Here is a 25,548-nt window from a genome sequence, read left to right on the forward strand (position 1 = left end):
GGGGTGAAGGCTTTAGCTTAGAGGAGAGCAATGCCCGTCGCTATAGCAGAGTTGTGCTTTACCCGATTCTTTAGCGTGATACATCGCTTGATCAGCCTGATTAATCAGGGCATCCAAGTGCACCATATCCTTCACTTTGACCGCTCCTACGCTCGCACCAAGTGCAATGCCCGGCGCAAGTTCATCAGCTTGTTGTAGAAATGCCTGGTACCAGTCGCGTAATTGTTGCTCAAAGTCAGCCTGGGCGGGAATAGCGAGTAAAAATTCATCACCGCCATAGCGGCCAATAATAGCTTCGGGAAAGTGCTGTTTGAGTAGTTTGCCGACGCAGGTTAGCAGAGTATCTCCCGCCGCATGACCTGCCTGATCATTAAAGGCTTTGAAGCCGTCTAAATCGAGAAATAATAAGGTGAAGGGGCGCACATTCAGCCACGCTGACTCGACCCAATGTTCAATCCGCCGCATGACTTCGGCACGGTTGAGTAAGCGGGTTAAAGGATCATGCTCGGCGGCCCAGTGCAGTTCTTGCTCGATGCGAAATTTCTCAATGGCGACACTGGCGACACTGGCGGCGGTATCAAGAATTTCCAGCTCAAGCTGACTGGGCATGGCAGGCTGATGGCTATAGATGGCAAAGGTGCCCAGGGTCAGGCCGGTCGAGCTGAGGATAGGCACAGACCAGCAGGCACGAAAGCCTACTTGATCGACTAATTGACGATAGGCTTTCCAGTTGGGGTGCTGATGGACATCATCCGCGATCACCGGTCGTTGCCAGTAGGCGGCGGCGCCACAGCTGCCAACATCTGGGCCAATGGTCAGAGACTCTACTGCCTGATTGTAAAAGTCAGGCAGGCCGGGTGCATGGGCGACTTGCAGATGTAGGCCATCGGCACTGAGCAGTAAGAGGGAAGCGGTACGGCCAGGGAACAGGGTTTCTACCGTGTCGATCAAGCTGACGAAAATAGCCTGAGCATCGCGGCTGAGGGCCAGATCACGCAGAATGCGATTAAATGAGCGGTGAGCCTGGAGCAACAGGTCGGCGCCAGGCGTTAACAGGGTGACAGACTGAGGTGGTGTACTTGAGTGCGCCACGGCCACCTCCTACCTCGACTAGATGAGCGAATAAATCTTTAGCGATTGGCTAAAAAATGTTCAGATCATTGTAAAGAGAGGCCAAGCCGCTTGTACAGGCTCGTTGGCGCCAAACTCAGTCACTATAGAACCGTTGCTGAAATTGCAGCTCGTGGGCACTGGCGTTGACGTCCGGCTGAATCGATAGCTTGAATGTCAGCAGTTCGTCATTGGTGAAGCCAAACTCACTGAGGTAGTAGATGGCGTCCTGCTCGCGCACTTCCTTAAAGCTCAGCTCACGGATCTGACCGATTAAGTTGGTTACCTGGCCGCTGACCAAGGCGGTGCTGGGCTTGCCCTGGTGTTGTACAGCGATATTCAGCAGCCCTCGACTGTTGGAACGGATGATGCCATAGGCCTGGGCAACCTCTGGGGTGAGGAAGGAAGTATTCAGGGCGCTGTAGTGTACGCTGTAGTCGGCAAAGTCTTGTTTCTGCTCAGCCTGGGCCCAGCCTGCCAAGAGGCAGCTGGCCAGGGTCAGGCTGCGAGCCAGAGCGGGAAAGCGTGAAATTAACATGATGCACTCCTTGAACGTGGTTGCCACTCCTGGCGTAGCAAGCCATACAGGGCATGATCGACATAGTGACCGTGCAGGCACTCGGCCCGGCGAATGGTCCCTTCGAGTTGAAAACCTAAGCGTTCGGCCAGGCGGCGGCTGGCAATATTTTCACAAGCAGCGCGAATTTCAAGTTTGGCCAGTTGCCAGTGACTAAAGGCGTAGTCAATCAGAAATGTCAGCGCCTGCCCCATCAGGCCGTGACCACGGTAAGGTGGAGCCAGCCAGTAGCCTAGATAGCCACTTTGCAGGCGCCAGTCTACCCAGTTAATCGAAACGACACCTGCCAGCTGCCCTTGCCAGAGTAGCGCCAGGGCTAAGCCTTCTCGATCAGGTAGTTTATGCAGCTGCTCACGAATGTAGGCAAGGCTGTCCTCGACCCTCTGTACCTGAGGGGGCCAGGGCAACCAGATGGCGAGGTCCTGCCGATGTTGGTCCACTAACTCAAACAGAGCGGGCGCAAATTCGGGCATCAATAGTGCCAGTTGCAGATCATCGTTCAGACGCTGGCTAAACATTTAGCTACCCTTGGCGACGGAGCGCACCAGGAAGCGTTCGACAAAGGGCTCCGGACGCCGCTGTGCCCAGCGGGTCAGCCAGGCCAGTATAGCCAGGGAAAAGGCCAGACGGGTCCAGAGAATAGCGGATAGGTCTGCCCCCAGTGCCAGCATCAACAGGGTATCTTCAATTAGGCTGTGGCACAGGCCGAGCAAACAGATAGCGGCAAATACATCCTGCTTGTTGACCTGTCCTTGTTCTGCCTCACGAATCAATAAACCGCCGCCATAGGCCAGGCCAAGGGTCATACCGATAATGGTCATGCTGGTGGCCTGGGGGCGAATACCCAGCAAGCGGAGTAAGGGCTGCAGCAGCCAGGACATCAGGGCCTCCACTTTCAGCCAGCGCAGTAGCCGTAGCAGGCTGATTAGGGCGGCGATGACCAGGAAGATATACCAGAGGTTGAGTAGCTGCTCCTGCAGCCAGCCCAGCCAACTGCTGTCTTGCGGATGATCTGGTTGCCAGGCCAACACATTGGGTTGTTGTAACCAACCGCCGCTTTGATAGGCCCAGTTCAGTAAGGCTCCTAGCACGAGTGCGCCACCGATGCGCAGACCGAGGGTGAAGCCGAGGTTCACACCAGCGCGTTGGGCAATCCGTCCTTCAATCACCAGGTTGTGGGCCAGTAGCATCATGGTGGCGAGTACGCTCACCTGGGCGACGGTCCAGCCTTCACTGGGGGCTTGGGTAAAGAAGATCACCATGCCGGCATAGAGGTTGGTCAGCATGGTGGTGGCCCAAATCAGGGCGGCGGACTCAGGTAGCCCCACGGCACTCATCACCGGACTGAGTAGCCAGCTGATCCACACGACTACGCCGAGTTCTTCCAGGATTTTAATTACGATCAGGGTGGGAATGAGGATACGGAACAGGGTCAGACTGACCTGCACAATGTCCCTGGCCCAGTGGTAGATCGCCTTGGCCATCACACTCTCCTTATGTTTAACGGGTGACGCGGTAGATGGCGATTTCCCCAAGTAAATTGGGGAAATAACGCATGGCCCAGGTATCCCGGTGTTCCGAGTCCACTACGGTGCGTTCGCAGATTTGAATCTGGCGTTCATGGCAGAGCTGTTCGAAGTCACGAAAGGTGCAGAAGTGGATGTTGGGGGTGTCATACCACTCATAGGGCAAAAATTTGGATACCGGCATCCGCCCCTTGCTGATCAGGTGCATACGGTTACGCCAGTGACCAAAGTTGGGGAAGGTAATAATGCATTGCCGCCCTACCCGTAGCATTTCTTCCAGCACTTTGTCGGGACGATGCATGGTTTGCAGGGCCTGAGTCATGATGACAAAGTCGAAGCTGTTATCGCGGAAGTGCCCCAGCCCTTTATCGAGGTTGTGCTCCAACACGCAGACACCACGGGCAACGCAGGCCCGTACTTTGTCGGGATCGATCTCCAGGCCATAGCCACTGACTCCCTTGTGTTGGCGCAGGTGTGCCAGCAGGGAGCCATCACCACAGGCTAAGTCCAGCACGCGACTGGAAGGAGCGATCCAGTTTTGAATGATGTCCAAATCCGCTCTCAGCATGCCGGGCTCTCCTGTGCAATTTCAGTGGCAACGCGATCAAGGTAGGCGCGCATCAGTTCCATGTAGCGAGGGATGGGAATCAGGAAAGCATCGTGCCCTTGGGGAGCGTCGATTTCGGCATAGCTGACGGATTTACCAGCCTCCACCAGTGCCTCGACAATCTCCCGCGAGCGTTCCGGCGAGAAGCGCCAGTCAGTGGTAAAGGACATCAGCATAAACTCACACTGGGCGCGGCTAAGGGCCTGGGCTAGGTTGTCCTGGTAGTCGCGGGAAGGGTCGAAGTAATCCAGCGCCTTGGTCATTAGCAGGTAAGAGTTGGCATCGAAGGAGGTGGAGAACTGCTCACCCTGATAGTGCAGGTAACTCTCAACCTGGAAATCCACATCGAAGTCGAAGGAAAGTTTGCCCTTTTTTAGCTCCCGGCCGAACTTGGCCCGCATCGCCTCATCGGAGAGATAGGTAATGTGGCCGACCATCCGTGCCAGCATCAGCCCCACTTTGGGGTAGGTGTCAGCATCATAATAGCGTCCCTGCATAAACTGCGGATCTTTACTGATGGCCTGGCGAGCCACTTCGTTAAAGGCAATATTTTGTGCCGAGAGTTTGGGGGCAGAGGCAATGACCATGGCATGGCGCAGGCGTTCAGGGAAATCGATACTCCACTGCAGTGCCTGCATGCCGCCGAGGCTGCCGCCGATAATCACGGCCCACTGTTGAATCCCCAGACGATCCGCGAGTCGCGCCTGGGCCTGTACCCAGTCCTGTACGGTGACGATCGGAAAATCCGGGCCATAGGGTTTGCCGGTGGCGGGGTTAATGCTGGTGGGGCCACTGCTGCCATGGCAGCCCCCCAGGTTATTGAGGCCGACGACAAAGAATTTGTTGGTATCGATGGGTTTGCCAGGGCCAACGGCACTATCCCACCAGCCAGGTTTGCGATCGTCCGGGCTATGGTAACCGGCAACATGGTGGTGACCGGACAAAGCATGGCAAATCAGGATGGCGTTGCTGGCGTTGGCATTCAGCTCGCCATAGGTTTCCACCATCAGCTCATAGCTATCCAGGGTACGGCCACAGCTGAGCTGCAGGGGTTGGTCGAACACTAGGCGCTGGGGGCTGACTAGGCCGACACTGTCGGCGGGGAACTCCGTGTGCATCTGTCTTCACATCCTCTCTATTACGGGCGCCTGAGCGGCACCCGAGCCGACAGGCGCGAGTGTTCAGGCATGCATCATGGCGTCCAGCAGCGCAGGTATGCGGGCTGGCGCCTGAATCCGAATCCGTTTATGGCGGCTGAGCTCACCCTGTTCGATGAGGACAGCCTGTTGTTTGACGCCGAAGGCTTTGGCCAAAAAACGGCACAGATGGGCATTGGCTCTGCCCTCCAACGGCGGTGCGGTGATGCGGATTTTTAGCGCATCACCCTGCAAGCCGACGATTTCATCCTTGCTCGCCTTGGCTTGCAAATGGCAACTGAGGATCAGTGCCTGTTGGTCCCAGCTGAAAAAGCTCATCCCTTTGCTCTCGTTAGAAAGCAAAGGGTTGTAACTGGCCCTGAATGAGCTGAATGGCCAGGAAAATCAAAATGGGCGACAGATCCAATCCACCAATCGGCGGCAATACCTTGCGAGCCAGATTGCAAACCGGTTCGCTGATTTGCCAGATCAACTGGGCCCCCGGATGGCTGGAGTTCGGTGCGACCCAGCTGAGAATCACCATGATCAAGATTGACCAGAAGTAGATATCAAGCAGGGAATAGAGCACCCCCACGCTGGAGAAAATCAGCAGGGAGAGGACATCCGGAATGCCACCATGGCGGTAAAACACCACAAAGACCACCACCAGCTTGACCAGCAGTGCCAGCATGATGGAGGCCAGGTCCATCCCCTTCCAGCCCGGTATGACCCGGCGTAGCGGGATCAGCGCGGGATTGGTGAATTTCACCACCGCCTGGGAAATAGGGTTATAAAAATCGGCTCGCGTTAGCTGGAGCAGAAAGCGCAACAACACGATAAAGACAAACAGACTGCCCAGGGTGCGGACGATCAGAATAATAGGGTCATTTCCCATGCTCTTCCTCACTGGTCGGGATATGGCTGAGCTCGGCGGCCAAGGTTTTGGCGCGGGTGGCGCAGGCGCGCATGGCCTCCAAGGTTAGTTGACGAAGGCCCTGTTGTTCAAATGTTAAGATCGCTTGTTCGGTGGTGCCCTTGGGGGAGGTGACCCGGCGGCGTAATTCGGCGGGGGGTAAACCGCTTTCTTGCACCATGCGGGCGGCGCCCAGGGCGGTTTGGCCAGCCAGATCCAGTGCCTGCTGCTGTGTCAGGCCTAACTTTACCCCCGCTTCCACCATGGCTTCCATAAACAGGAAGAAATAGGCGGGGCCTGAGCCGGAAACGGCAATCACCGCATCAATCAGCTCTTCCTTATCGACCCAGAGGGTGGTGCCCACCGCCTGCATAATGCGTTCTGCCAGGGTTTTTTGCACGGCACTGGCGTGCGGATTGGCATACAGGCCACAGGCCCCGACGCCTAACTGGGAGGGCGTGTTGGGCATGGCCCGGACGATGGGTAAGTCCTCACCCAGCCAATGGTTGAGGGCCTCCAGGCTAATCCCGGCGGCCACTGAGATAATCAGGGGTTTGTGGCTCAGCGCGGCACGCAGGGAGGAGGCAACTTCACGCATGATCTGAGGTTTGACCGACAGCACCACCACCTGAGCTTCACGTGCGGCGCTGAGGTTATCGCTGCCGGTACGGATGCCATACTGCTCCTTTAGCGCATGCAGCTTACCCGGAGTGCGATTGGTGGCAAGAATGAACTCAGCTGGATAATCATTATTGACCAGCCCGGCAATGATGGCCGAGGCCATATTGCCAGCGCCGATAAAAGCAAGAGTAGCTTGACTCACAATCCACCGTCCTATCGTTGTACTTGTTACGGCGACCTTAGGGTCGTCCACTGCCATTCCTGCCAGCTAATGGGCTGGCGGGGTAATCCTTAGGGGCTGGGGTAGGCTCTGGCACCAAAGATGGCCGTGCCGATCCGTACCCAGGTGGCGCCAGCACTGATGGCGGCATCCAGATCCTCACTCATTCCCATCGAGAGGGTATCCAGCCCCGCAGCGGGATGAGCCTGCTGTAACTGCTGCAGCGCTTGCGCCAGTTGCAGAAAAGGCTGGCGCTGCAGCTGCGGATCCTGACAGGGGGCCGGAATACACATCAAACCGCGTAGCTGTAAGCCAGGCAGGTCGAGTACGCGGCTGGCCAGCTCCGGCAGTGCTGCCAGGCTCACCCCCGCCTTGGAGTTTTCACCACTGATATTAACCTGTAAGCAGACTTGTAGAGGTGGAAGGTGCGCGGGCCGCTGGGCGCTTAAACGCTCGGCAATTTTAATGCGTTCAATGCTGTGCACCCAGTCGAAGTGCTCAGCCACCACCCGGGTCTTATTGGACTGCAGGGGGCCGATGAAATGCCAGTGGCATTCACTCAGATCCTGACTGGCCTGAATCTTGTCGACCCCTTCCTGGACGTAGTTTTCACCAAAATGGCGTTGCCCGGCGGCATAGGCCTGATGAATGGCAGCCAAGGGTTTGGTTTTACTTACCGCCAGGAGTTGCACCTCGGCTGGATTACGCCCACAGTTAATAGCGGCGGTCTGAATCTGTTGGCGAACCTTCGCTATATTTTCCGCAATACACATAAGCAGTTGGATCAACCAGGTTGCTGGCGAAGCGGTATTATTGCCTGTGCAACCCCTGAATTAAAGTGATGGTTATGGATATTACCGAACTTCTGTCTTTTGGCGTCAACCAGAAGGCCTCCGATTTGCACTTGTCGGCTGGACAACCACCGCTAATCCGAGTCGATGGGGATGTGCGTCGGATCAAGATGGATCCGTTGGATAACAAGCAGGTATTGGAGCTGGTGTATTCGATCATGAATGATCGCCAGCGTAATACGTTTGAACAGGAACTGGAGGTGGATTTCTCCTTTGAAGTGCCCAACCTGGCCCGCTTCAGGGTCAACGTGTTTAATCAAAATCGTGGCTGTGCGGCCGCCTTTCGTACTATTCCCAGTCAGATTCTGGGGTTTGAAGCGCTTGGATTAGGTGGAATCTTTAAGGACTTGTCCTGTAAGCCCCGTGGCTTGGTACTGGTCACCGGCCCCACCGGTTCGGGTAAGAGTACAACTCTGGCGGCCATGGTGGATTACATCAATGAACATTCCCATCACCATATTCTCACCATTGAGGATCCGGTGGAGTTTGTCCATGAGCCGAAAAAGAGCCTGATTAACCAGCGGGAGCTAGGGCGGGATACCCATAGTTTTGCCAATGCCCTGCGCTCTGCCCTGCGGGAAGACCCGGATGTGATTCTGGTGGGGGAAATGCGGGATCTGGAAACCATTCGTCTGGCGTTGACGGCGGCGGAGACAGGCCACCTGGTATTTGGCACCCTGCATACTAACTCTGCCTCCAAGACCATCGACCGTATTATCGATGTGTTCCCCGCCCAGGAGAAAGCCATTGTCCGCTCCATGCTGTCGGAGTCGTTGGAAGGGGTGATCAGTCAGACCCTGTTAAAGCGCAAGAATGGTGGCCGGGTAGCGGCCCATGAGATTCTGGTGGGCACGGCAGCGGTACGTAACCTGATCCGTGAAGATAAGATTGCCCAGATGTACTCGGTGATCCAGGCCGGTGCCAGCCATGGCATGAAGACCATGGATCAGAGCCTGTTGGAGCTGGTGGAGAAAGGTGTGATCGCCCGTGAAGTGGCAAAAACCAAGGCGAAGGCACCGACGTTGTTTGACCTGCCGGAGTAACCCTAGGGTATCTGTGGCTCAGTGGGGGTGCTGAGCCAGCGTTGTAATTGCAGTACCCCCATGCGGCGAATGCCCTGGGCATCCAGCTTAGGCAGCTCCTGCTCCAGTACCCTAAGGGTGCTGGAGTAAGGGTGGCCAATGACAATCGCATAGCCTTGGCGCTTGGCCAGATCAATTGCCAGCTGTAATTGCTGGCGAATATGCCTTTCATCTTCTTCATTATCGAGAAAAACATCACGGCGTAACCAGGGCAGGCCCTGGCGCTCGGCACTGGCCGCCGCCACGGTGGCTGCCGTCGTGCGGCTATCGAGAAATAACAGCCGTCGCTCCGCCAGCACTTCCATCACCCACTGCATCGGTTGAGGCTGCGCAGTGAGTAAACTGCCCATGTGATTATTGACGCCATCCACGGCCGGCAAACTATCCAACGCACGGCGTAAACGCTGCTGCAGTTCAGCCTTTGACAGTTCTGGGGTCAAGGCGCCTGGACCCAGGGGATAAGCATGTTGATTGGCCATCGGGGCATGCAGGAGTACCCCATGCCCCTGTTGTCGAGCTTGTTGCGCCAAGCGGGGGGCATGGGGAGTGTGGGGTAAAAAAGCCAGGGTGATGGGAGGGCTAAGCGCCAGGGCCCGCTCACCGGCACGGCCATCATAGCCCACATCATCCAGCACGATAGCCAGAACGGGCTGGGGTTCTTCCTCTAAGGGTACGGCCAGTGGCCAGGATTCGGCCAGGCTGGTGTGGCTGAGTAACAGCCCCCACACCAGCAGTAGTCGCGCCCACACTGGTGGCATTAGTTGCCTTTGACCAGGGAGAGCGCTTTAAGCAGGTTGAAGGCTTCAAACAGCTGGTAATCGCTTTCCATCAGCGTCTGGATAGACTCTCCCGCTTTATGGGTATTGCCACCGCCGTTGCCCAGGTGGCCGCGGAGATCGGCTTCACGGATACTGGGCCCGCTGTTTTCCAGACGGGTGACACTGGCATTGGCAACGGGAATGTCCGGTTCAATGCCTTCGGCCTGAATAGAGCGGCCATTGGGGGTGAAGTAGAGCGCGGTAGTGATCTTCAAGGCCCCTTCGGCCCCCAGCGGCATAATGCTCTGTACCGAGCCCTTGCCGAAGCTGGGTTCACCCAGCAGTACTGCTCGTTTACGATCCTGCAGGGCGCCTGCGACGATCTCCGAAGCAGAGGCGGAGCCACCATTAATCAGCACCACTAGCGGCAGGTTGTTGCTTAGATCTGCCTGGGTAGCTTCAAAATCGATACGATCCTGTTTATCCCGACCCTGGGTGTAGACCACCAAACCAGGGGGTAGGAAGGCATCGGCCACATCCACCGCCGCCTGGAGGACGCCACCGGGGTTATTACGCAGATCCAGCACCACCCCTTTTAAGCGCTGCTCTTTCTGCATTTTGCTCAGGGCACGCTGTACTTCGGTGCCAGTATCATCCTGGAACTGGGTGATGCGCAGGTAGGCGTACTCCTGTTCATAGACCTTGGGCTTGACGCTTTTGACCTGAATGATGGCGCGTTCCAGGGTCAGTTCCAGGGGTTTGGGCTGACCCTCGCGCATCAGGGTCAGGGTCACTTTGCTGCCGGGCTTGCCGCGCATCATATTGATCGCTTCATCAAGGCCCAGGCTACTGACAGAGTTACCGTCAATCTTGATGATATGGTCGCCACTCTGGATGCCGGCCCGCTGGGCGGGGGTGTCATCAATGGGGGCGACTACGCGGATAAAGCCATCCTGCTGATCGACCTCAATACCCAGGCCACCAAATTCACCACTGGTGCTTTCTTGGAGTTCACGGAACTCGCGGGGAGGCAGGTAGCTGGAGTGGGGGTCAAGGTTGGCCACCATGCCTTGAATAGCGTACTCCAGCAGCTGCTCGTCACTGACTTCATTGACGTAGTTTTGCTTGATCCGCTCCAGCGCTTCGGCAAACAGGCGCAGTGACTCCAACGGCAGCGGCTGGTTGTCAGCGGCAGGAGGCTGAGCCAGGCTCAGGCTGCTACCAAGACTGAACAGCCCAAGCAGGGCTAAGCGAGAGAAATATCGGGTAACGTCCTTAGCCTTGTTTGAGCCAGGGGCGGGGATCGGTCGGTTTACCATGGTAACGGATCGCAAAGTAAAGGCTGGATGTGGATTGACCTCCGCTACGGCCCAGGGTCGCCAGGGCTTCACCAGCCTGTACCCAGTCGCCTGTATCCTTGAGCAGAGTCTCATTGTGTCCATAGAGGGTCATATAGCCCTGTCCGTGATCAAGAATCAAGAGCAGACCGAAACCTCGTAACCAATCGGCAAAAACAACACGGCCTCCATGAACGGCTTTGACTAGGTCGCCAGCTTGGCCGGCGATGATTAAACCATCGTTGCGCACGGAGTCTTGCTGGCTGCCATAACTGGCCAAAATACGGCCATTCAGTGGTAATGGCAGGCGCCCTTTGTATTGCGGGAAGTTACCCTGTTGCTCGGCCAGCTTGGCGGCTGCCAAGGCTTTTTGAATTTCACTGAGAACCGTTTGTAGCCGTTGCTCATCGGCCTTTAGACCTGCCAGGCGTTGCTGTTCTTTACCCATGCGCTTTTGCAGGGCGGCCAGGGTTTGATTACGGCTTTCGCGGGTTTGCGCCAACTGTTGCTGACGCTGTTGCAGCTCTTGCAGCTGTTGCTGGCGCTGGTGGCGTCCCTGCTGCAGTTCTGCTTCGACCAATTCCAGTTCGCTCTGCAACTGACGATAGCGCTGCAGTTGGCTGAGGTGGGCATCGTGCAGGTAATTTTGGTATTGCCAGAGCCGGGCGATTTCGCTCGGGTCTTGCTGGCTGAGCAGCATCTTTAGGCGGTCATGGCCCTGGCCATTAATGTAAGCGGCCCGCAGTTGGCGGGCCAGGGTATCTTTTTGCTGGAGCTTACTCTGTTCCAGTTGCCGTTGCTTACCTTCCAGGGCTTTGATTTGTTGATCCAGTTGTTTGAGCTGTTGCTCCTGTTCACGGATCAGCTTTTGCAGTTTGCCCATGTCGGTTTCGGAGCGACGCAACTGCTCCAGCAGGGTATCACGTTCACTCTGGGCATCTTGCAGCCAGTTCTGCAGGCGCTTGATATCCTGCTTCAGCTGCTTGATTTGCGCCTCAGTGGCGGCTTTATCCTGCTCGCCTGCGGCCTGCACAGTGGTGGGGATACCCCACCACAGGCAGCACAGTAAAGGCCAAAACCAGCGTAGGCCTGTCATCTTAATGCAGATCAACCAGGGGTTTGCCGGTCATTTGTTCAGGCTGGGGCAGGCCCATCAGTTTAAGGATGGTGGGGGCGAGGTCCGCCAGCACGCCATTGCGCAGCTGTACTTGTTGCTGACGGCCACCGGCATACACCAGACCAACCGGGAAGCTGGTATGGGAGGTATGGGGTTGGCCTGACTCGGGATCACGCATCATTTCGACGTTGCCATGATCGGCGGTGATCAGCATGTCGCCCCCCACCTCTTCAATAGCGGCCTGCACCTTGGCTAAACAGGCATCCACTGCCTCAATGGCTTTGACGGCAGCGTCATAGTCACCGGTGTGGCCGACCATGTCGCCATTGGCGAAGTTACAGGCGATAAAGTCGAATTCGCCTGAGCGAATGGCGGCGCAGAGCTTGTCGGTGACTTCCGGCGCGCTCATTTCCGGCTGCAGGTCATAGGTCGCGACCTGGGGTGAAGGCACCAGGATGCGGGTTTCGCCCGGATAGGGTTCTTCCCGACCACCACTGAAGAAGAAGGTAACGTGGGCGTACTTCTCGGTTTCGGCAATACGCAGCTGGGTTTTGCCCAGGTTAGCCAGGTACTCGCCCAGGGTGTTGCTAAGGGATTCCGGTGGATAGGCGCAGGGGGTGGCGATATCGGCCGCGTATTCGGTCATCATCACATAGTGCACCGGGACATAACGGGCACGGTTGAAGCCGTCAAAGTCCGCCTCGACCAGGGCACGGGTGATTTCCCGCGCGCGGTCGGGACGGAAGTTAACGTTGATCAGGCTGTCGCCGGCGGCAATGGCACCCAGCGCCTGTCCCTGCTCATCCACCAGGATGGTGGGTTTGACGAATTCGTCCGTTTCACCGCGTTCGTAGGCTGCCTGCAGGGCTTCCAGCGCAGTGCTGGCGGTATATTCGGCTTGGTGGCCAGTCATCGCATCATAGGCTTTCTGCACGCGATCCCAGCGATTGTCACGATCCATGGCGAAGTAGCGGCCACAGAGGCTGGCAATTTTACCTTTGCCCAATTTGGCCAGCTCAGCTTCCAGATAGCGGATAGAGGCTTCGGCACTCTGGGGGGGAGTATCGCGACCATCCAGGAAGGCATGGACATAAATCTGTTGGGCTCCGCGCTCAGCAGCCAGCTTGCAGGTCGCAGCCAGATGTTCTTCGTGGCTATGCACCCCGCCGGGGGAAAGCAGCCCCAGCACATGGACGGCTTTATTAGCCGCTACAGCCCGCTCAACCGCTTCGACCAACACGGGGTTGGTGAAAAAATCGCCATCCACGATCGCCTTAGAGATGCGGGTAAAGTTTTGATACACCACCCGGCCAGCGCCGATGTTCATGTGCCCTACTTCGGAGTTACCCATTTGCCCCTCAGGCAGGCCGACATCCATTCCCGAAGTGCCAATGAAGGCATGTGGATGTTCGCCCCAAAGGCGATCCCAGGTGGGAGCCTTGGCTTTAATAAAGGCACTGGATTCGGTGTGTTGCACGCCCCAACCATCAAGAATGATCAAGGCCACAGGCTTACGTGCAGTACTCATAATGCTGTCTTCACCCTCACTCACTTAGTGGGCTCAGTGGCGCTGGGCCACACTGAGCCTGAATAGAGAGCAGCTAGGCTCTCTGCCACCCGGCCGGCTTTCGGGATGCGGCTTTGGTGTTCATCTGTTGGCCATTGTACCCCCAGCCTTTGTCTTTCACCAAGGCGGGATCGCGGGTGTGCAGGCGTAGGTGGCAGTGTATACTGTCGCCCCGCGCGTCCGTGTTGACTGAAGGTGTAATGCGAGAATGGAAAGGTTTATTGAATTTACCATCAACCATTGGGAACTGACCTCCGCGTTTATTCTGACCCTGGCGGTCTGGTTATGGAGCGAGAAGAAAAAAGGTGGGGCTTCGGTCAACACCTCCCAGGCGACTCGTCTGATTAACCGTGAAGATGCCGTGATTCTGGATATTCGTGCCCGTAAGGATTACAGCGCCGGTCATATTGCCAATAGTTTGAACATTGCAGCGGCTGAGGTGTCGAACAAGCTTACTGAGCTGGAGAAGCACAAGGACAAACCCATTATTGTGGTCTGCAATCTGGGACAAACCGCAGGTGCAACCGCCGCTCAGCTGAAAAAAGCCGGCTTTACTCAGGTTTACCGTCTGTCTGGTGGCATCACTGAATGGAAGGCAGCCAACCTGCCGGTGGTACGCTCTTAAGGTTGATGAGGCTTGTTATGAAAGCAGTGGAGATCTACACCACCCAATACTGCCCTTACTGCATCCGTGCTAAGCAGCTGTTGCAGGCTAAAGGGGTGGACTACCAGGAAATTGATGTCGGTCGTGAGCCGGGGCTGCGTCAGGCGATGATGCAGCGTGCCCAGGGGCGTCATACGGTGCCGCAAATTTTCATAGGTACAACTCATGTGGGCGGCTGTGATGATCTCTATGCATTGGAGCGGGCTGGAAAACTCGATCCGCTGCTGGCAGACTGACGCAGGTTCATTTTCATAGTGTTAAGGATTTTCCATGGCAGACGAACAGCAAAAACAACAACCCCAGTTCGCTCTTCAGCGTCTGTATCTGAAGGATGTTTCCTATGAGGCACCTGGTGTACCCCTGGTATTCACCAAGCCTTGGGAGCCTAAAGTACAGCTGGATCTGAACGCGGGCGCTAACCACATTGCTGAGGGTCTGTACGAAGTGGTGGTGCAGGTGACCGTCACGGTTAAGAACGGTGATGACACGGCATTTCTGGTAGAAGTACAGCAGGCAGGCTTGTTCATTGCCCGTGGCATTGAAGGCGATGCACTGGATCATACCCTGAATGCTTTCTGCCCCAATATCCTCTTCCCCTATGCGCGTGAAGCGGTGGATAACCTGGTGACCAAAGGCGGCTTCCCGCCACTGATGCTGGCACCGGTTAACTTTGACGCGCTCTACGCCGAGCAAAAAGCAGCCAAACAACAAGCGCAGTAAGTACTCGCCTGTTCTGCTTCTCACATCACCCCGCCACGGCGGGGTGATGTGTTTCTGCTTCCCCGTCAAGAAATACCTCTTTAGTTGGGTTATTTGCGTATATAAAAGATGGTATAAATGCAAACCATTATCGTTTGATTTGGTGTGCATGGAATGACCGCTAGCCAGGGGCTCACACTCTCCCGCGCGAATGCCCTCGTAATCAGCCTGTTGGTCGCCCTGGTACTGGCGGTATTAAGCTGGTGGGGTTATCAGAATCTGAAAGCTCAGGAACAGCGGGAGTACCAGGCCGATCTGGCGACCCGCAGTGAAAATCACTTACGGGTGGTGGAGTCCACCTTCGGTAACCTGAGTCAGTTTTTGACCTCCCTGGCGGCCTACATTGGCCAGACTCCGACCCTGAGCCGCGCTCAGTTTGCCAGCTTTATCAGCGCCCATGCCTTAGCGGACTATGGTATTGCCCAGTTTGAGTGGATTCCGCGGGTTGCCCCCAGTGAGCGCCAGGCGGTGACGGCTCTGGCCAAATCGCAGGGGTTATTTGACTTCGCCTTACGCCACCCCCCTGCACCGGACTTTGCTGCCTATTACCCTGTGCTATACAGCTATACCACGGATTTTATGGGCTCCCCCACAGGGATGGATTTGGCCACCAAACCGGCATTTCGTCAGGCTTTAGCCCAGGCGCTGGCGCAAAAGCAGCTGGTGCTCCATCGCATTGCTGCCAATGGCTCGGAGGCGGAGGAGTATCGTCTGTTGTTAGCGGTGAAGAGCCCCTCGGGGCAGGTGTTGGGGCTGGTGAGTAGTCACTTTTTGCCGGCAGCAGTGATTGATGTGCTGATCGGTGGCAAGGTTAAACAGTCTTCCCTGTGCTTACGTATTACCACCCCTGGCGGTCAGACACTTTACCAAAGCCGCTATAACCAATTGCAGCAACCCTGTGTCTATCAAGGCGAGATGGGACAGCGCTGGAGCCGAACCCTCAAACTTGGCCAGCAACCGTTGCGGTTTAGCTTTTATGAGCAACAGCGTCAGGGCAGTGGCTGGTGGTCACGTGCCAATATCGCCCTCAGTGCGGCCTTACTGGTGGCGGGATTGCTGGGTATGTTGCTGTACTCTTCATTGCGCTATACCCAGCGAATTCGTCATCTGGTGCAACTGCGCACCCGTAGTCTGATCAGTGCTGAGAACGAATACCACAATCTCTTTATGCAAGCGGTGGATGGTATTTATCGCGCTGACTTGCAGGGACGCCTGTTACGTTACAACCCGGCCTTTGCCCTGACGTTTGGTTTCAGCGATATGGAGACGCTGGCCGAGCAGGTGCAACATCTGGGCGCCCAACTGCATCGGGATCCGACCCGCTACGCCAACTTTCTGCTGTCGTTACGGCAGCAGGGAAAAGTCAGTCAGTTTGAGTGGCAAGCCCATACCCATGATGGGCGCAGTATTTGGTTGTTGGAAAATGCCTACCTCTGTCAGAACGCCGAGGGGCAGAGCTATTACGAAGGCTCGATTAGTGTGATTACCGAGCGCAAGCAAACAGAGCTCCTGCTCAAACATCAGGCGGAGCATGATGCCCTGACCGGACTGATTAATCGTGCCACCTTTATTCAGCAGCTGGAGGGTTATCTGTCCTCTGCCCATCTGACGGGCAAACTGGGGGCGGTGCTGTTCATGGATTTGGACCGCTTTAAGCTGGTGAATGACACCCTCGGTCATCCGGTGGGGGATGAATTATTGACCCTGTTTGCCGGTCGTTTACGTGCCTGTCTGCGGGAGCAGGATCTGGTGGCGCGTTTTGGCGGCGATGAGTTTGCGGTGCTGTTGCAGCAGCAGGATTCGAGTGAGCGGGTACAGCAGCTGGCCAGGCGTATTGTGCAGGCAGCGGAGCAGCCATTCCGTTTTAGCAGTGGTCAGTTATTTAAGGCTAGTGTCAGCATTGGTATTGATCTCATCAGCCAAAAGGGGCAGAGCGCCAATCAGATTCTGAGCAATGCCGATGCGGCTCTATATGAAGTAAAGCGGAAAGGACGGGGGCACTTTGTGCTGTTTAATCAGCATATGAGCCTGCAGTTGCAGCGCCGCAATCGCTTGGCATTGGCGTTGGATAGTGCCCTCGAACAGGACCAATTCGAGTTGCATTACCAACCCATTATGGATTTGGCGGGCTTGCAGTTGTTGGGCTTCGAGGCGCTGCTGCGCTGGCAGCACCCGCAATTAGGGATGGTTTCGCCGGCGGAGTTTGTCCCCATCTGTGAAGAAACCGGTTTAATAGAGCCGTTGGGACGCTGGGTGTTACGCCAGGCGATGGCGCAGGCAGTGCGTTTTATTGGCCTGAGTGCCAACCCGCGCTTGTTTATGAATATCAACCTTTCTCCTCAGCAGTTGCTGAACCCGCGCTTATCCGATGAACTGCAGCAAGGCTTGCGTGAACAGGGGCTATTGCCGCATCAACTGCACCTGGAAATCACCGAGAGCGCTATTCACCGGCACGAAGAGCAAGTCATTGCTCACCTGCAGCAGATCCGGGCTAAAGGGATCCGGATTTACATTGATGATTTTGGTACGGGGCATAGCTCCTTGGAGCGCTTGGTTACCTACCCGATACAGGGGTTGAAGATCGATCGTTCCTTTACCAACCGGATTGAGCATGACACCAGTAAGGCGGTAGTGGTGGAGGCAACGCTGTTAATGGCCAAGTTACTGGAGCTGGATGTCACAGCGGAGGGGATCGAAACCGCCAGTCAGCGTGAGTGCTTACTGGCGATGGGTTGCCAACAGGGACAGGGCTATTGGTTATCACGTCCCTTGACCCAGGCCGATGCGGAAGGTTTATGTCAGCCCAGTTTGCGCCAACTTACAGGGTGATGGGCAGCTGACTCAGTTGAAACTGCTGCTCTAACCACTGACCAACCACGTTATGGCCGCAGAGGTGATGGGCATAGTGGGTGTGCAGGCAGCGAATACGGCTCCAATCAGCAATCCCCCCTACCCCCAGCTTGTTGATCGCTTCCAGTTTATCTAAGGCCTGCAGTTGGGCCTTATCTTCTGCGTTCATATAGTGCAGGCGCTGGGCGGCATAATCGGCATGACTGTCCCACAGGGCTTGGCGAAAGGTGCTGTCATCTTCTACTCGGGCCTCCAGCTGCTTGATATAACCCTGGGCTTCAATGGTGGAAATGGCCTTGAACAGGTCGCGGCTGGTGAGCCAGTACAGAGTCGGAAAGGGTTTGCCTTCCATCAGTGGACGCATCCGTACCACCAGGGGAATACCACTGGCGCTGACGGCGCCCATGGCATCCAGGCTGCGTGGTGGACGGCCCAGTTGTTGTTCCAGAAGGCTGAGATGTTCGTGACTGATGGTGGCAATAGCGGTCATGGCGATGGATGCTGGTTAAAAGGCGGCCATTATAACAGCCGCCGGTGGGTCCTGCTGGCTTGTTAGGCCTGGGTATAGCGCTCGGCTTGGCCTAGCCAGCGGCGGATCAAGGGCTCGGCTCGCTCGGGGAAGCGCCGTAGCAGCTGATCGCCAGCCTCATGCACCCGTTCCAGCCAGTGTTGGTCGCGTTCCAGATTGGCGATGCGAAACTGAACCAGACCGGTCTGACGGGTGCCCAGAACTTCGCCTGGGCCACGTAATTCCAGGTCTTTCTCGGCAATGACAAAGCCATCGCTGCTGTCACGCATGACGGCCAAACGAGCCTTTCCTTGCTGGGATAAGGGGGAGTGATACATCAGTACGCAGAAGCTTTCCACTGCCCCGCGCCCTACTCGGCCCCGCAGCTGGTGCAGTTGAGCTAGCCCTAGGCGCTCTGGGTTTTCGATAATCATCACGCTGGCATTGGGCACATCCACCCCGACTTCGATGACGGTGGTGGCCACCAGTAAGTCCAGCTCGGCTGCTTTAAAGGCCGCCATTACGCTGGCTTTTTCCGCCGCTTTCAGGCGGCCATGTATCAAGCCAATGCGTAGCTCTGGCAGGGCCTCGGCCAATTGCGCAGCGGTGACTTCGGCGGCTTGGCACTCCAGGGCTTCTGACTCTTCAATCAGGGTACAGACCCAGTAGGCCTGACGTCCCTGGCGGCAGGCGGCTCGGACGCGCTCAATCACTTCATCCCGACGTTGATCGGCAATGACCACCGTTTGCACCGGCGTGCGCCCTGGCGGTAACTCATCAATCACTGAGCAATCCAGGTCGGCATAGGCCACCATCGCCAGGGTACGGGGAATGGGGGTGGCGGTCATGATCAATTGATGGGGGGCTCGGCCTTGATGCAGGCCCTTTTCCCGCAGAGACAAACGTTGATGCACACCAAAGCGGTGTTGTTCATCAATAATCACCAAGCCGAGTTTGGCGAAGCTGACCTCTTCCTGGAACAGGGCATGGGTACCCACCACCATGGCGGCCTCGCCGCTGTGGATCTGTTCCAGTGCTTGCTTACGGGCTTTGCCCTTCAGTTTACCCGCGAGCCAGGCGACCTGCAGGCCAAGGGGTTCCAGCCAGCGGCTGAAGTTGTGGTAATGCTGCTCCGCCAGGATTTCCGTTGGAGCCATCAGCGCAGCCTGAAAACCAGCTTCAATTGCCTGTAATGCCGCCATGGCGGCGACCAGGGTTTTGCCAGAGCCGACGTCGCCCTGCACTAAGCGTAGCATGGGCTGTTCTTGCTCAATGTCGGCGGCAATTTCACGGCCCACCCGTTGTTGAGCCTGGGTAAGATGAAAGCCGAGGGAGTCCAACAGGGGCTGGCGTAGGCTGCCATCCCCTTTAAGGATGGGGGCGGCAATCTGTTGGGCCTGCTGGCGTACGCGGATCAGGCTGAGGTGATGAGCCAGCAGTTCCTCGAAGACCAGACGCTGGCGATGGGGCTCGTGTTCACTCAGCAATTGGCTTTGTGGTATGCCAGGTGGTGGGCGATGCAGGAATAACAGTGCCTCCTGTAACGAGCCCAGGCCATAGCGGTGCAGAATTTCGTCAGGCAGCCAATCGGTGAGTGCCCCCTCACGGCGTTGCAGCATGCTGAGGGCCTGTTCGCTAAGCTGACGCAAGCGAGGTTGGGTCAGGCCTTCGGTAGTGGGGTAAATCGCTGTGAGGGATTGCTCCAGTTTAGGCGGCTCGCTGTTGTCATGCAGGATGCGGTATTCCGGGTGCACCATCTCCAAACCACTGGGGCCGACGCGGACCTCGCCGAAGCAGCGTAGCGTCAAACCCGCTAACAGCTGGTTTTTTTGCGCCTGGCTAAAATGGAAAAAGCGCAGGGTCAGGCTACCGGTTAAATCCTGGACTTTCACCAGCAGGCTGCGGCGTCGACCTTTGACCACATCAGCCAGGCGGATATTTGCTTCAATCAGGACTTCATCCCCTGGACGGAGGCTGCCCAAAGGGGTGACGCGGGTGCGATCTTGGTAGCGCAGTGGCAGGTGGAAGAGGATATCTTGCACACTGCTTAAGCCCAGATGCTGGCAGCGCTCTACTACGGCAGGGCCGGCGCCACGCAAGGCGCTGATAGGGATGTCGGCCAGGCTGGCAGGGGTACTCATGACAGACGAATGTTGCACTGCTTAATGGTGTCACGCAGTACATCGATGGCTTTAGGACGGGGAAAGCTGGCACGCCAGGCCAGGGCGACGGTACGCATCGGCTGCGGAGAGCTAAAGGGCCGGGTGCAGAGTAAGCCGGGGGCATATAAGCCTTCCCCTGCGGCGGACTGTGGCAGTATCGTCACGCCAAAGCCGGAGGCAACCATGTGCCTCAGGGTTTCCAGCGAGCTGCCCTCGGTGATAGCCTGCTGTGGATCGCTGGCCTGCTTTAAACTGGGACAGGCCTGTAAGACCTGATCACGGAAACAGTGTCCTTCTCCCAGCAATAGCATGTCGGAACATTTGAGTTGGTCGGCTTTGACTTCCTGCTCCTGCGCTAATGGATGCTTGCTTGGTAGCAGCATCACAAAGACTTCGTCGTAGAGGGGTAAGGTCACCACATCCGGCTCGGTGAAGGGTAAGGCAACGATGATGGCATCCAGCTCACCATTACGCAGCTTACGCCGTAGTACGGCGGTGTAGTTTTCTTCTATATAAAGCGGCATCTGGGGAGCCGCCTGTTGTAGCTGGGGTACCAGATGGGGAAAGAGGTAGGGGCCAATGGTGTAGATGGCACCCACCCGTAGGGGGCTACGCAGTTGATCCTTGCCGGCACTGGCCAGCTCACGGATGCGTTCGCTCTCTTCCAATACGCGTTGGGCCTGGCGCACGATTTGTTCACCCATATCCGTTACCCGTACCGCGTTTTTGCTCCGCTCAAACAGCAGCACCCCCAGCTCATCCTCAAGCTTTTTGACGGCCACACTGAGGGTAGGTTGGCTGACGTAGCAGCGATCTGCGGCACGGCCAAAATGTTGTTCCTGGGCCAGGGTAACGATGTATTTAAGCTCGGTCAGGGTCATGGCAGAGTCCTTGGCAGTTGGCCTTGCTTGTTGCACTGGGGCCGAGCTGCCATTATAGCCAAGGGCTATTGTCGGATCTCATTCAAAATGAAATGGCGTCTCATATGCTTGCAATGACGTCTCATTAAGAATGAAATGAAAGAGGCAGCCCTTCGTGGCTGCTTTTTTGTCATATCACAACATTGTGCAGAGCCTTTGCTTTTTAAGTATTGGTAGTTGCACGATGCTTTTAGCCGATCAGCGCTTCACGATTGCCCCTCTATGACTCGAAGTCTGTTTGTGGAGAGCGCTACCGAATAGTTTAATCCGTGTGGCGTGGCCGATTTTCTGTCAATTCTTCCAAAGCAGTTACCAAGCTTTCTATCGCTCGTGCGCTAGCAGATGATGAGGCAATGACACGTTCCACTCGGTCTAGAAGCGGAACATCCCGATCCTTGTCGAGTGTATATGGATCGATTTGCAAAAATGTGCAAATTTTTACTATGTTCTTACTTACTCTCGCGACTTTCCCTCGTTCAATACGGGATAGTTGTGAATGGTGGACATCGCAGGCAGACCCTAAATCAACAAGCGTAAGGCCGCATTCCAATCGCTTTTCATGGATGAGTTTGGCTAGTTTTTGGACAGAGTTCTTGTTGAGTTCTTGGGTCATAATATGCATAATAATTGCACATTGTGCACGAGGAATCTAGCCATGGCAGTCTACGTAGATTCAGAAGAAATCCACTCAAAGGGACGTGTTTGGTGCCATTTGGTAGCAGATTCTCTTGATGAGCTTCATAGCTTCGCTGCGCGACTAGGCCTGGAACGCAGGTGGTTTCAAAGTGAAAGCTTTTACCCCCATTATGATGTGACACTTTCCGTTCGATACCGAGCAGTTCAGCTTGGCGCTATTAATGCTGATCGCAGAAAAATTATTGGATGCTGCAAGCAGATGCGTGAACAGATGCAAGCGCAGAGGATGCTTCAGCAATCGCTGTTTGATTAAGGAGGACTAAATGGCGGGTATTGCTAAACAGCAAATAACACCTCTGTCTCTTCCGGAGTACGAGCTCAAGGCTAGAGAATCCTCACAGTTCAAGGACAGCCCGAGAGCGCTACAGAGTCTGCGTTTCGGTTTTTTTGGAGAAGTTGGTGGTCTTCTATCTTCAGTAAAAAAAGCTGAGCGTGATCGTTTGGAGGACACCCAGAGTGCTGCGGCAGCTGAGGAGTTGGGAGATTCCCTGTGGTATCTGTTTACTGTCGCTAGCTTATTGGAAATCACGCCGGACGATTTGGGCTTTTTCTGCTTAGATGCACTAAGGAAAAAGTTCAACGAGAATGAACAGCAGTACAGAACACCGGTAACGTTTCGTCAGATAGATTCTTTAATCAATGCCTGCACCGATGGAACAATCGATAGGCCCAAGCAGATGGGTGCTCTAGCCCATGCCGCTGGCGTTTTTTGCAACATTCCTGAAGCACAACTCAAGGCTGGCCCCACCCCTTCAATACTTGAACATTTTGGCAACCTATTGATGGAGTTGGCACTATGTTGCTCGAGCTTTAACCTGCACCTTGAAGATGTGGCTCGGAGTAACTTAGAAAAGATCAAAAGCCGCTGGCCAGGAGAACATCCTGATTACACTTCATTTTTTGATTCCGAGTACCCAGATTATGAACAGTTGCCTCGAAATCTGACGATGGACTTTGTGGAGTTGTCTCGCCCCAATGGTACCTGCGTTGTCCAACAGTTGAACGGAGTATTTATCGGCGACCCTTTGACGGATAACAGCAACGAGCCAGATGATTACCGTTTTCACGATGTCTTCCATCTAGCCTACATGGCTTATTTGGGATGGTCGCCAGTTCTGCGCGGCTTGCTCAGAAGAAAACGTAAATCCCAGCCCTCCATTGACGAAAATGAAGATGGTGCGAGAGCCATGATCATTGAGGAAGGAATCGCCACATGGATTTTCAACCATGCGAAGCGCCGGAATTTCTATGAAGGAATAGAAGAAGGTGCACTGGAGTACGGTGTGCTCAAGCAAATTCACTCTATGGTAGAAGGATATGAAGTTCACCGGTGTCCATTGTGGCAATGGGAACGTGCCATCTTGAAAGGATTTGAGGTGTTTCGGCAACTACGTAAAGAGCGGTCAGGTTCTGTTGTAGTTAATATGAAGGATCATCATCTAACTTTCGAACCTATACTTGAGAAAAAACCTTCTAAATGACACCGACCTCATTTGTAAAAGAACTTGCTAGTCTATCTCTGGACAATGTTTTCAACCCCTACAGTGATACTTGTCCCGTGTACGATCGCAAAGATGCCCCTAGGATTCGTCGTACAAACCTTCGTACCTACCTGGAAGCGTCCTTAAATATAGGGGTCGACACTATCTGGATGGGACGAGACTTAGGATATCGGGGGGGGCGCCGTACTGGCTTGGCACTCACAGACGAATTCCACTTATCAGAGATGGGGAGCCTGTACGATGGTTGTTCTCCTAAGCAAGCTACGAAAGGCCCTGTTTATTCTGAGCGTACAGCTGCGGAAATTTGGGGTGTCCTAAAAATCATCGATACTCCCCCTTTGCTATGGAATGTTTTTCCATTCCATCCATATGAAGCCAAAGACCCGTTAACAAATAGACGATTTACAGCGAGAGAACTCGCAATGGTGAAGGAGCTTAACAGCACGTTGATTGAGTGGCTAAGAGTACGTCGCATCATAGCGATAGGCCAAGATGCCGCTAAGTACGCAGAAGAATTTGGAGTCGAAATTTTGACTGTTCGTCATCCAAGCTATGGTGGTGTAAAAGATTTCAGAGCTGGTATGCAAAGGATCTACAACATTCACGAAAGCAAACTAGGCGTGAGAGCATTCAAGCAGAGAGCTCTTTTGTAAGGGATTCGTCGATCGGCAAAGAGTCTAGTAACTCACGAGCTGCTCGAATACCGCCAAAGCCTTCGTCTAGCTTTGCATAGGTGGAAATACACGTCATCACGCCTGGTTCGAAGCCAGACTCCTTTGCAACATAGTCCTGAAGTTGGGATAACCCGATCAGGTTACCTAATGCCCTTTCAGCATAGTAATGGGACCTATATATAGCCGTAAGGTCTATTTTTCCATCTATCAGCTTAAAGGTTACATGACTTAGGCAAGGAGATCCCATGTAACTATTACGATCAAGGCGAGGATCATATGTAGGTAGTTCAAAACCTTCTCCGTTGAATGAGTGATCGATATCTTCAGAGGGATCACATATCCCCAATTCATATGCCGATTTAAAGAAACTTTTATCTCTTTCTCGCATAGCAGCGAGCTTTTCAATAATTTTATCCAGTGGATTGAACGACGAGTCACCATCTCCCTTGCGTTCAATCATACGCATAGCATAGGTACCCCATGTACCGGGCACCTTGCCCCTTCCTATGATTTCTTTATATTTTTTATACCATTCGGGTCGGCCATAGCGCTGATAAATCCGATGCGGAAAGATAGTGCCTGCTGCAGTCATCACACTACGAGTGGATTTTTTTTTCTGTAGAGCGCAATTCACATCGTTGATGGCGGCACGATCCTCAGCAGTAATCAGCTGAGGCGTGTTTATCTCAAGAATTATATTGCGTGCATCTAGGTTTTTTTGTTCTGACAGGTAACGCGCTCCGGCCAGCCAGGCTTGTACTACTCGAGATCGTTGAAAAACTTCGGCCATCAGTTAACTCCGTAGATACAAGAGGCGTGATATTGAAGATAGGAGTCTGGTATCCATGCATGGCCGTTGACTCCCCATGATGAGCCCCAACTATTACAGATAAGGTAGTGCTCGTTTCCTGTCTGATCATTGCCGTAGCCAACGATCACAACTGCATGACGACCTGGGTAAACCGGTTTTTCGAAGGCGACCAGACCGTCAATCGGAGCCATGAATGATTGTGTCAGAGTTATCACAGTGCCTACCGGTCGCCCTTCGGCTAACCAGATTTTTACTTGCGCTAAATCCGGTGGCATCAATGTCACATCCGGACCAAATAGGGGTAATTCGGCAGGTAATGCAGGTAAAGGCCTTTCAGGTTCATTATGTTGATAAGGAAAGAGGTGGTCTTCCGGTAACCCTGACGATGTCGACTCTATCGCAATCTGAACACTAAGACCCTGATTTGGTTGCCAACTTGGGCTCCGAAGAGCAGTTGCAAGATAGGCATACTCTGGACTCAATATGTAATTTGTCATGCAGCCCTTAATTCCTGCTATCGCGAATGCGACACATGATCCACGCTGCCCTTGGTCACGCGCTTCCATCGAGATTGTAACGA

General features: G+C 54.9%; 28 protein-coding genes. 8 read left to right on the plus strand and 20 right to left on the minus strand.

Annotated elements, in window-relative coordinates; all coding sequences use genetic code 11:
- Positions 1-12 precede the first annotated feature (12 nt).
- The 10 genes from Q334_RS17570 to Q334_RS0101375 all read right to left on the minus strand — a co-directional run bounded on the left by Q334_RS17570 (position 13) and on the right by Q334_RS0101375 (position 7,483).
- Complete coding sequence (locus tag Q334_RS17570) at positions 13-1,092, minus strand: GGDEF domain-containing protein (protein ID WP_051527434.1); 1,080 nt, start codon at positions 1,090-1,092, stop codon at positions 13-15.
- Positions 1,093-1,207: 115 nt separating this feature from the next.
- A complete protein-coding gene (locus Q334_RS0101335; protein WP_027311634.1) occupies positions 1,208-1,648 on the minus strand; it encodes a DUF4426 domain-containing protein in 441 nt (146 codons plus the stop codon).
- On the minus strand, positions 1,642-2,205 hold the full coding sequence (locus tag Q334_RS0101340) for a GNAT family N-acetyltransferase (protein WP_027311635.1): 564 nt from the start codon (positions 2,203-2,205) through the stop codon (positions 1,642-1,644). The genes Q334_RS0101335 and Q334_RS0101340 overlap by 7 nt, the downstream gene beginning before the upstream one ends.
- Positions 2,206-3,171, minus strand: a complete 966-nt coding sequence (locus Q334_RS0101345) for a membrane protein (RefSeq protein ID WP_035460486.1) — start codon at positions 3,169-3,171, stop codon at positions 2,206-2,208.
- A gap of 16 nt (positions 3,172-3,187) precedes the next feature.
- Complete coding sequence (gene metW / locus Q334_RS0101350; RefSeq protein ID WP_027311637.1) at positions 3,188-3,778, minus strand: methionine biosynthesis protein MetW; 591 nt, start codon at positions 3,776-3,778, stop codon at positions 3,188-3,190.
- Complete coding sequence (gene metX, locus Q334_RS0101355) at positions 3,775-4,938, minus strand: homoserine O-succinyltransferase MetX (protein WP_027311638.1); 1,164 nt, start codon at positions 4,936-4,938, stop codon at positions 3,775-3,777. The genes metW and metX overlap by 4 nt, the downstream gene beginning before the upstream one ends.
- A gap of 63 nt (positions 4,939-5,001) precedes the next feature.
- A complete protein-coding gene (locus tag Q334_RS0101360) occupies positions 5,002-5,295 on the minus strand; it encodes a DUF167 family protein (protein WP_027311639.1) in 294 nt (97 codons plus the stop codon).
- A gap of 13 nt (positions 5,296-5,308) precedes the next feature.
- The gene (locus Q334_RS17575) at positions 5,309-5,851 is read right to left on the minus strand and encodes a YggT family protein (protein WP_035460487.1); all 543 of its coding nucleotides are present in this window, start codon (positions 5,849-5,851) and stop codon (positions 5,309-5,311) included.
- Positions 5,841-6,692, minus strand: coding sequence for a pyrroline-5-carboxylate reductase (gene proC / locus Q334_RS17580; protein WP_342667423.1), 852 nt, complete (start codon positions 6,690-6,692; stop codon positions 5,841-5,843). The genes Q334_RS17575 and proC overlap by 11 nt, the downstream gene beginning before the upstream one ends.
- A gap of 89 nt (positions 6,693-6,781) precedes the next feature.
- The gene (locus Q334_RS0101375) at positions 6,782-7,483 is read right to left on the minus strand and encodes a YggS family pyridoxal phosphate-dependent enzyme (RefSeq protein WP_035460489.1); all 702 of its coding nucleotides are present in this window, start codon (positions 7,481-7,483) and stop codon (positions 6,782-6,784) included.
- Positions 7,484-7,557: 74 nt separating this feature from the next.
- On the opposite strand from Q334_RS0101375, the gene Q334_RS0101380 reads away from it, so the two are divergent.
- Positions 7,558-8,604: a type IV pilus twitching motility protein PilT gene (locus Q334_RS0101380; protein WP_027311641.1), complete on the plus strand. Its 1,047-nt coding sequence runs from the start codon at positions 7,558-7,560 to the stop codon at positions 8,602-8,604.
- A 2-nt stretch (positions 8,605-8,606) separates the two neighbouring features.
- On the opposite strand, the gene Q334_RS17585 is transcribed toward Q334_RS0101380, so the two are convergent.
- From Q334_RS17585 to gpmI, 4 genes are read right to left on the minus strand one after another with little or no spacing between them, the layout of a single operon-like run.
- Complete coding sequence (locus tag Q334_RS17585) at positions 8,607-9,401, minus strand: divergent polysaccharide deacetylase family protein (protein WP_051527435.1); 795 nt, start codon at positions 9,399-9,401, stop codon at positions 8,607-8,609.
- Positions 9,401-10,720, minus strand: a complete 1,320-nt coding sequence (locus Q334_RS0101390) for a S41 family peptidase (RefSeq protein WP_081414289.1) — start codon at positions 10,718-10,720, stop codon at positions 9,401-9,403. The genes Q334_RS17585 and Q334_RS0101390 overlap by 1 nt, the downstream gene beginning before the upstream one ends.
- Positions 10,677-11,834 carry a murein hydrolase activator EnvC family protein gene (locus tag Q334_RS0101395; protein ID WP_051527436.1) on the minus strand — a complete coding sequence of 386 codons (1,158 nt, stop codon included), beginning with the start codon at positions 11,832-11,834 and terminating at the stop codon, positions 10,677-10,679. The genes Q334_RS0101390 and Q334_RS0101395 overlap by 44 nt, the downstream gene beginning before the upstream one ends.
- Position 11,835: 1 nt before the next feature.
- On the minus strand, positions 11,836-13,383 hold the full coding sequence (gpmI, locus tag Q334_RS0101400; RefSeq protein ID WP_027311644.1) for a 2,3-bisphosphoglycerate-independent phosphoglycerate mutase: 1,548 nt from the start codon (positions 13,381-13,383) through the stop codon (positions 11,836-11,838).
- A gap of 247 nt (positions 13,384-13,630) precedes the next feature.
- On the opposite strand from gpmI, the gene Q334_RS0101405 reads away from it, so the two are divergent.
- The 4 genes from Q334_RS0101405 to Q334_RS19765 all read left to right on the plus strand — a co-directional run bounded on the left by Q334_RS0101405 (position 13,631) and on the right by Q334_RS19765 (position 17,674).
- Positions 13,631-14,047 (plus strand): rhodanese-like domain-containing protein, encoded by a 417-nt coding sequence (locus Q334_RS0101405; RefSeq protein WP_027311645.1) that lies wholly within the window; start codon positions 13,631-13,633, stop codon positions 14,045-14,047.
- A 17-nt stretch (positions 14,048-14,064) separates the two neighbouring features.
- A complete protein-coding gene (grxC, locus tag Q334_RS0101410; RefSeq protein WP_027311646.1) occupies positions 14,065-14,322 on the plus strand; it encodes a glutaredoxin 3 in 258 nt (85 codons plus the stop codon).
- 34 nt (positions 14,323-14,356) lie between these two features.
- Positions 14,357-14,806, plus strand: a complete 450-nt coding sequence (gene secB, locus Q334_RS0101415) for a protein-export chaperone SecB (protein ID WP_027311647.1) — start codon at positions 14,357-14,359, stop codon at positions 14,804-14,806.
- A 153-nt stretch (positions 14,807-14,959) separates the two neighbouring features.
- Positions 14,960-17,674 (plus strand): bifunctional diguanylate cyclase/phosphodiesterase, encoded by a 2,715-nt coding sequence (locus Q334_RS19765; protein ID WP_051527437.1) that lies wholly within the window; start codon positions 14,960-14,962, stop codon positions 17,672-17,674.
- Here Q334_RS19765 and Q334_RS0101425 read toward each other — a convergent pair.
- From Q334_RS0101425 to Q334_RS20660, 4 genes are all read right to left on the minus strand, one after another.
- On the minus strand, positions 17,664-18,185 hold the full coding sequence (locus Q334_RS0101425) for a DUF501 domain-containing protein (protein ID WP_027311648.1): 522 nt from the start codon (positions 18,183-18,185) through the stop codon (positions 17,664-17,666). The genes Q334_RS19765 and Q334_RS0101425 overlap by 11 nt on opposite strands.
- Positions 18,186-18,247: 62 nt before the next feature.
- Complete coding sequence (gene recG, locus Q334_RS0101430; RefSeq protein WP_027311649.1) at positions 18,248-20,344, minus strand: ATP-dependent DNA helicase RecG; 2,097 nt, start codon at positions 20,342-20,344, stop codon at positions 18,248-18,250.
- Entirely contained in the window at positions 20,341-21,246 is a 906-nt protein-coding gene (locus tag Q334_RS0101435) for a hydrogen peroxide-inducible genes activator (RefSeq protein ID WP_027311650.1), read from the minus strand. Before Q334_RS0101435 ends, recG begins: the two co-directional genes overlap by 4 nt.
- Before the next feature lie 301 nt (positions 21,247-21,547).
- Positions 21,548-21,907, minus strand: a complete 360-nt coding sequence (locus Q334_RS20660; protein ID WP_081414290.1) for a helix-turn-helix domain-containing protein — start codon at positions 21,905-21,907, stop codon at positions 21,548-21,550.
- Between the two features lie 33 nt (positions 21,908-21,940).
- On the opposite strand from Q334_RS20660, the gene Q334_RS0101440 reads away from it, so the two are divergent.
- The 3 genes from Q334_RS0101440 to Q334_RS0101450 are packed head-to-tail and all read left to right on the plus strand — an operon-like array spanning position 21,941 to position 24,136.
- Positions 21,941-22,234 carry a DUF4031 domain-containing protein gene (locus tag Q334_RS0101440; RefSeq protein WP_027311651.1) on the plus strand — a complete coding sequence of 98 codons (294 nt, stop codon included), beginning with the start codon at positions 21,941-21,943 and terminating at the stop codon, positions 22,232-22,234.
- A gap of 10 nt (positions 22,235-22,244) precedes the next feature.
- Positions 22,245-23,462 carry a nucleoside triphosphate pyrophosphohydrolase family protein gene (locus Q334_RS20475; RefSeq protein WP_027311652.1) on the plus strand — a complete coding sequence of 406 codons (1,218 nt, stop codon included), beginning with the start codon at positions 22,245-22,247 and terminating at the stop codon, positions 23,460-23,462.
- On the plus strand, positions 23,459-24,136 hold the full coding sequence (locus tag Q334_RS0101450) for a uracil-DNA glycosylase (protein WP_027311653.1): 678 nt from the start codon (positions 23,459-23,461) through the stop codon (positions 24,134-24,136). The genes Q334_RS20475 and Q334_RS0101450 overlap by 4 nt, the downstream gene beginning before the upstream one ends.
- On the opposite strand, the gene Q334_RS0101455 is transcribed toward Q334_RS0101450, so the two are convergent.
- Positions 24,114-24,947, minus strand: coding sequence for a thymidylate synthase family protein (locus Q334_RS0101455; protein WP_027311654.1), 834 nt, complete (start codon positions 24,945-24,947; stop codon positions 24,114-24,116). The genes Q334_RS0101450 and Q334_RS0101455 overlap by 23 nt on opposite strands.
- Positions 24,947-25,534 carry a C1 family peptidase gene (locus Q334_RS20665; RefSeq protein ID WP_407059840.1) on the minus strand — a complete coding sequence of 196 codons (588 nt, stop codon included), beginning with the start codon at positions 25,532-25,534 and terminating at the stop codon, positions 24,947-24,949. The genes Q334_RS0101455 and Q334_RS20665 overlap by 1 nt, the downstream gene beginning before the upstream one ends.
- Between the last annotated feature and the right edge of the window lie 14 nt (positions 25,535-25,548).

The sequence above is a fragment of the Balneatrix alpica DSM 16621 genome (assembly GCF_000619885.1).
Classification (GTDB): Bacteria; Pseudomonadota; Gammaproteobacteria; order Pseudomonadales; family Balneatricaceae; genus Balneatrix; species Balneatrix alpica.

Coding starts and splice junctions, on each gene's coding strand:
- Q334_RS0101335 (WP_027311634.1), bottom strand. CDS start 1,648: ATGTTAATTTCACGCTTTCCCGCTCTGGCTCGCAGCCTGACCCTGGCC.
- Q334_RS0101340 (WP_027311635.1), bottom strand. CDS start 2,205: ATGTTTAGCCAGCGTCTGAACGATGATCTGCAACTGGCACTATTGATG.
- Q334_RS0101345 (WP_035460486.1), bottom strand. CDS start 3,171: ATGGCCAAGGCGATCTACCACTGGGCCAGGGACATTGTGCAGGTCAGT.
- metX (WP_027311638.1), bottom strand. CDS start 4,938: ATGCACACGGAGTTCCCCGCCGACAGTGTCGGCCTAGTCAGCCCCCAG.
- Q334_RS0101360 (WP_027311639.1), bottom strand. CDS start 5,295: ATGAGCTTTTTCAGCTGGGACCAACAGGCACTGATCCTCAGTTGCCAT.
- Q334_RS17575 (WP_035460487.1), bottom strand. CDS start 5,851: ATGGGAAATGACCCTATTATTCTGATCGTCCGCACCCTGGGCAGTCTG.
- Q334_RS0101375 (WP_035460489.1), bottom strand. CDS start 7,483: ATGTGTATTGCGGAAAATATAGCGAAGGTTCGCCAACAGATTCAGACC.
- Q334_RS0101380 (WP_027311641.1), top strand. CDS start 7,558: ATGGATATTACCGAACTTCTGTCTTTTGGCGTCAACCAGAAGGCCTCC.
- Q334_RS17585 (WP_051527435.1), bottom strand. CDS start 9,401: ATGCCACCAGTGTGGGCGCGACTACTGCTGGTGTGGGGGCTGTTACTC.
- Q334_RS0101390 (WP_081414289.1), bottom strand. CDS start 10,720: ATGGTAAACCGACCGATCCCCGCCCCTGGCTCAAACAAGGCTAAGGAC.
- Q334_RS0101395 (WP_051527436.1), bottom strand. CDS start 11,834: ATGACAGGCCTACGCTGGTTTTGGCCTTTACTGTGCTGCCTGTGGTGG.
- gpmI (WP_027311644.1), bottom strand. CDS start 13,383: ATGAGTACTGCACGTAAGCCTGTGGCCTTGATCATTCTTGATGGTTGG.
- Q334_RS0101405 (WP_027311645.1), top strand. CDS start 13,631: ATGGAAAGGTTTATTGAATTTACCATCAACCATTGGGAACTGACCTCC.
- grxC (WP_027311646.1), top strand. CDS start 14,065: ATGAAAGCAGTGGAGATCTACACCACCCAATACTGCCCTTACTGCATC.
- secB (WP_027311647.1), top strand. CDS start 14,357: ATGGCAGACGAACAGCAAAAACAACAACCCCAGTTCGCTCTTCAGCGT.
- Q334_RS19765 (WP_051527437.1), top strand. CDS start 14,960: ATGACCGCTAGCCAGGGGCTCACACTCTCCCGCGCGAATGCCCTCGTA.
- Q334_RS0101425 (WP_027311648.1), bottom strand. CDS start 18,185: ATGACCGCTATTGCCACCATCAGTCACGAACATCTCAGCCTTCTGGAA.
- recG (WP_027311649.1), bottom strand. CDS start 20,344: ATGAGTACCCCTGCCAGCCTGGCCGACATCCCTATCAGCGCCTTGCGT.
- Q334_RS0101435 (WP_027311650.1), bottom strand. CDS start 21,246: ATGACCCTGACCGAGCTTAAATACATCGTTACCCTGGCCCAGGAACAA.
- Q334_RS20660 (WP_081414290.1), bottom strand. CDS start 21,907: ATGCATATTATGACCCAAGAACTCAACAAGAACTCTGTCCAAAAACTA.
- Q334_RS0101440 (WP_027311651.1), top strand. CDS start 21,941: ATGGCAGTCTACGTAGATTCAGAAGAAATCCACTCAAAGGGACGTGTT.
- Q334_RS20475 (WP_027311652.1), top strand. CDS start 22,245: ATGGCGGGTATTGCTAAACAGCAAATAACACCTCTGTCTCTTCCGGAG.
- Q334_RS0101450 (WP_027311653.1), top strand. CDS start 23,459: ATGACACCGACCTCATTTGTAAAAGAACTTGCTAGTCTATCTCTGGAC.
- Q334_RS0101455 (WP_027311654.1), bottom strand. CDS start 24,947: ATGGCCGAAGTTTTTCAACGATCTCGAGTAGTACAAGCCTGGCTGGCC.
- Q334_RS20665 (WP_407059840.1), bottom strand. CDS start 25,534: ATGGAAGCGCGTGACCAAGGGCAGCGTGGATCATGTGTCGCATTCGCG.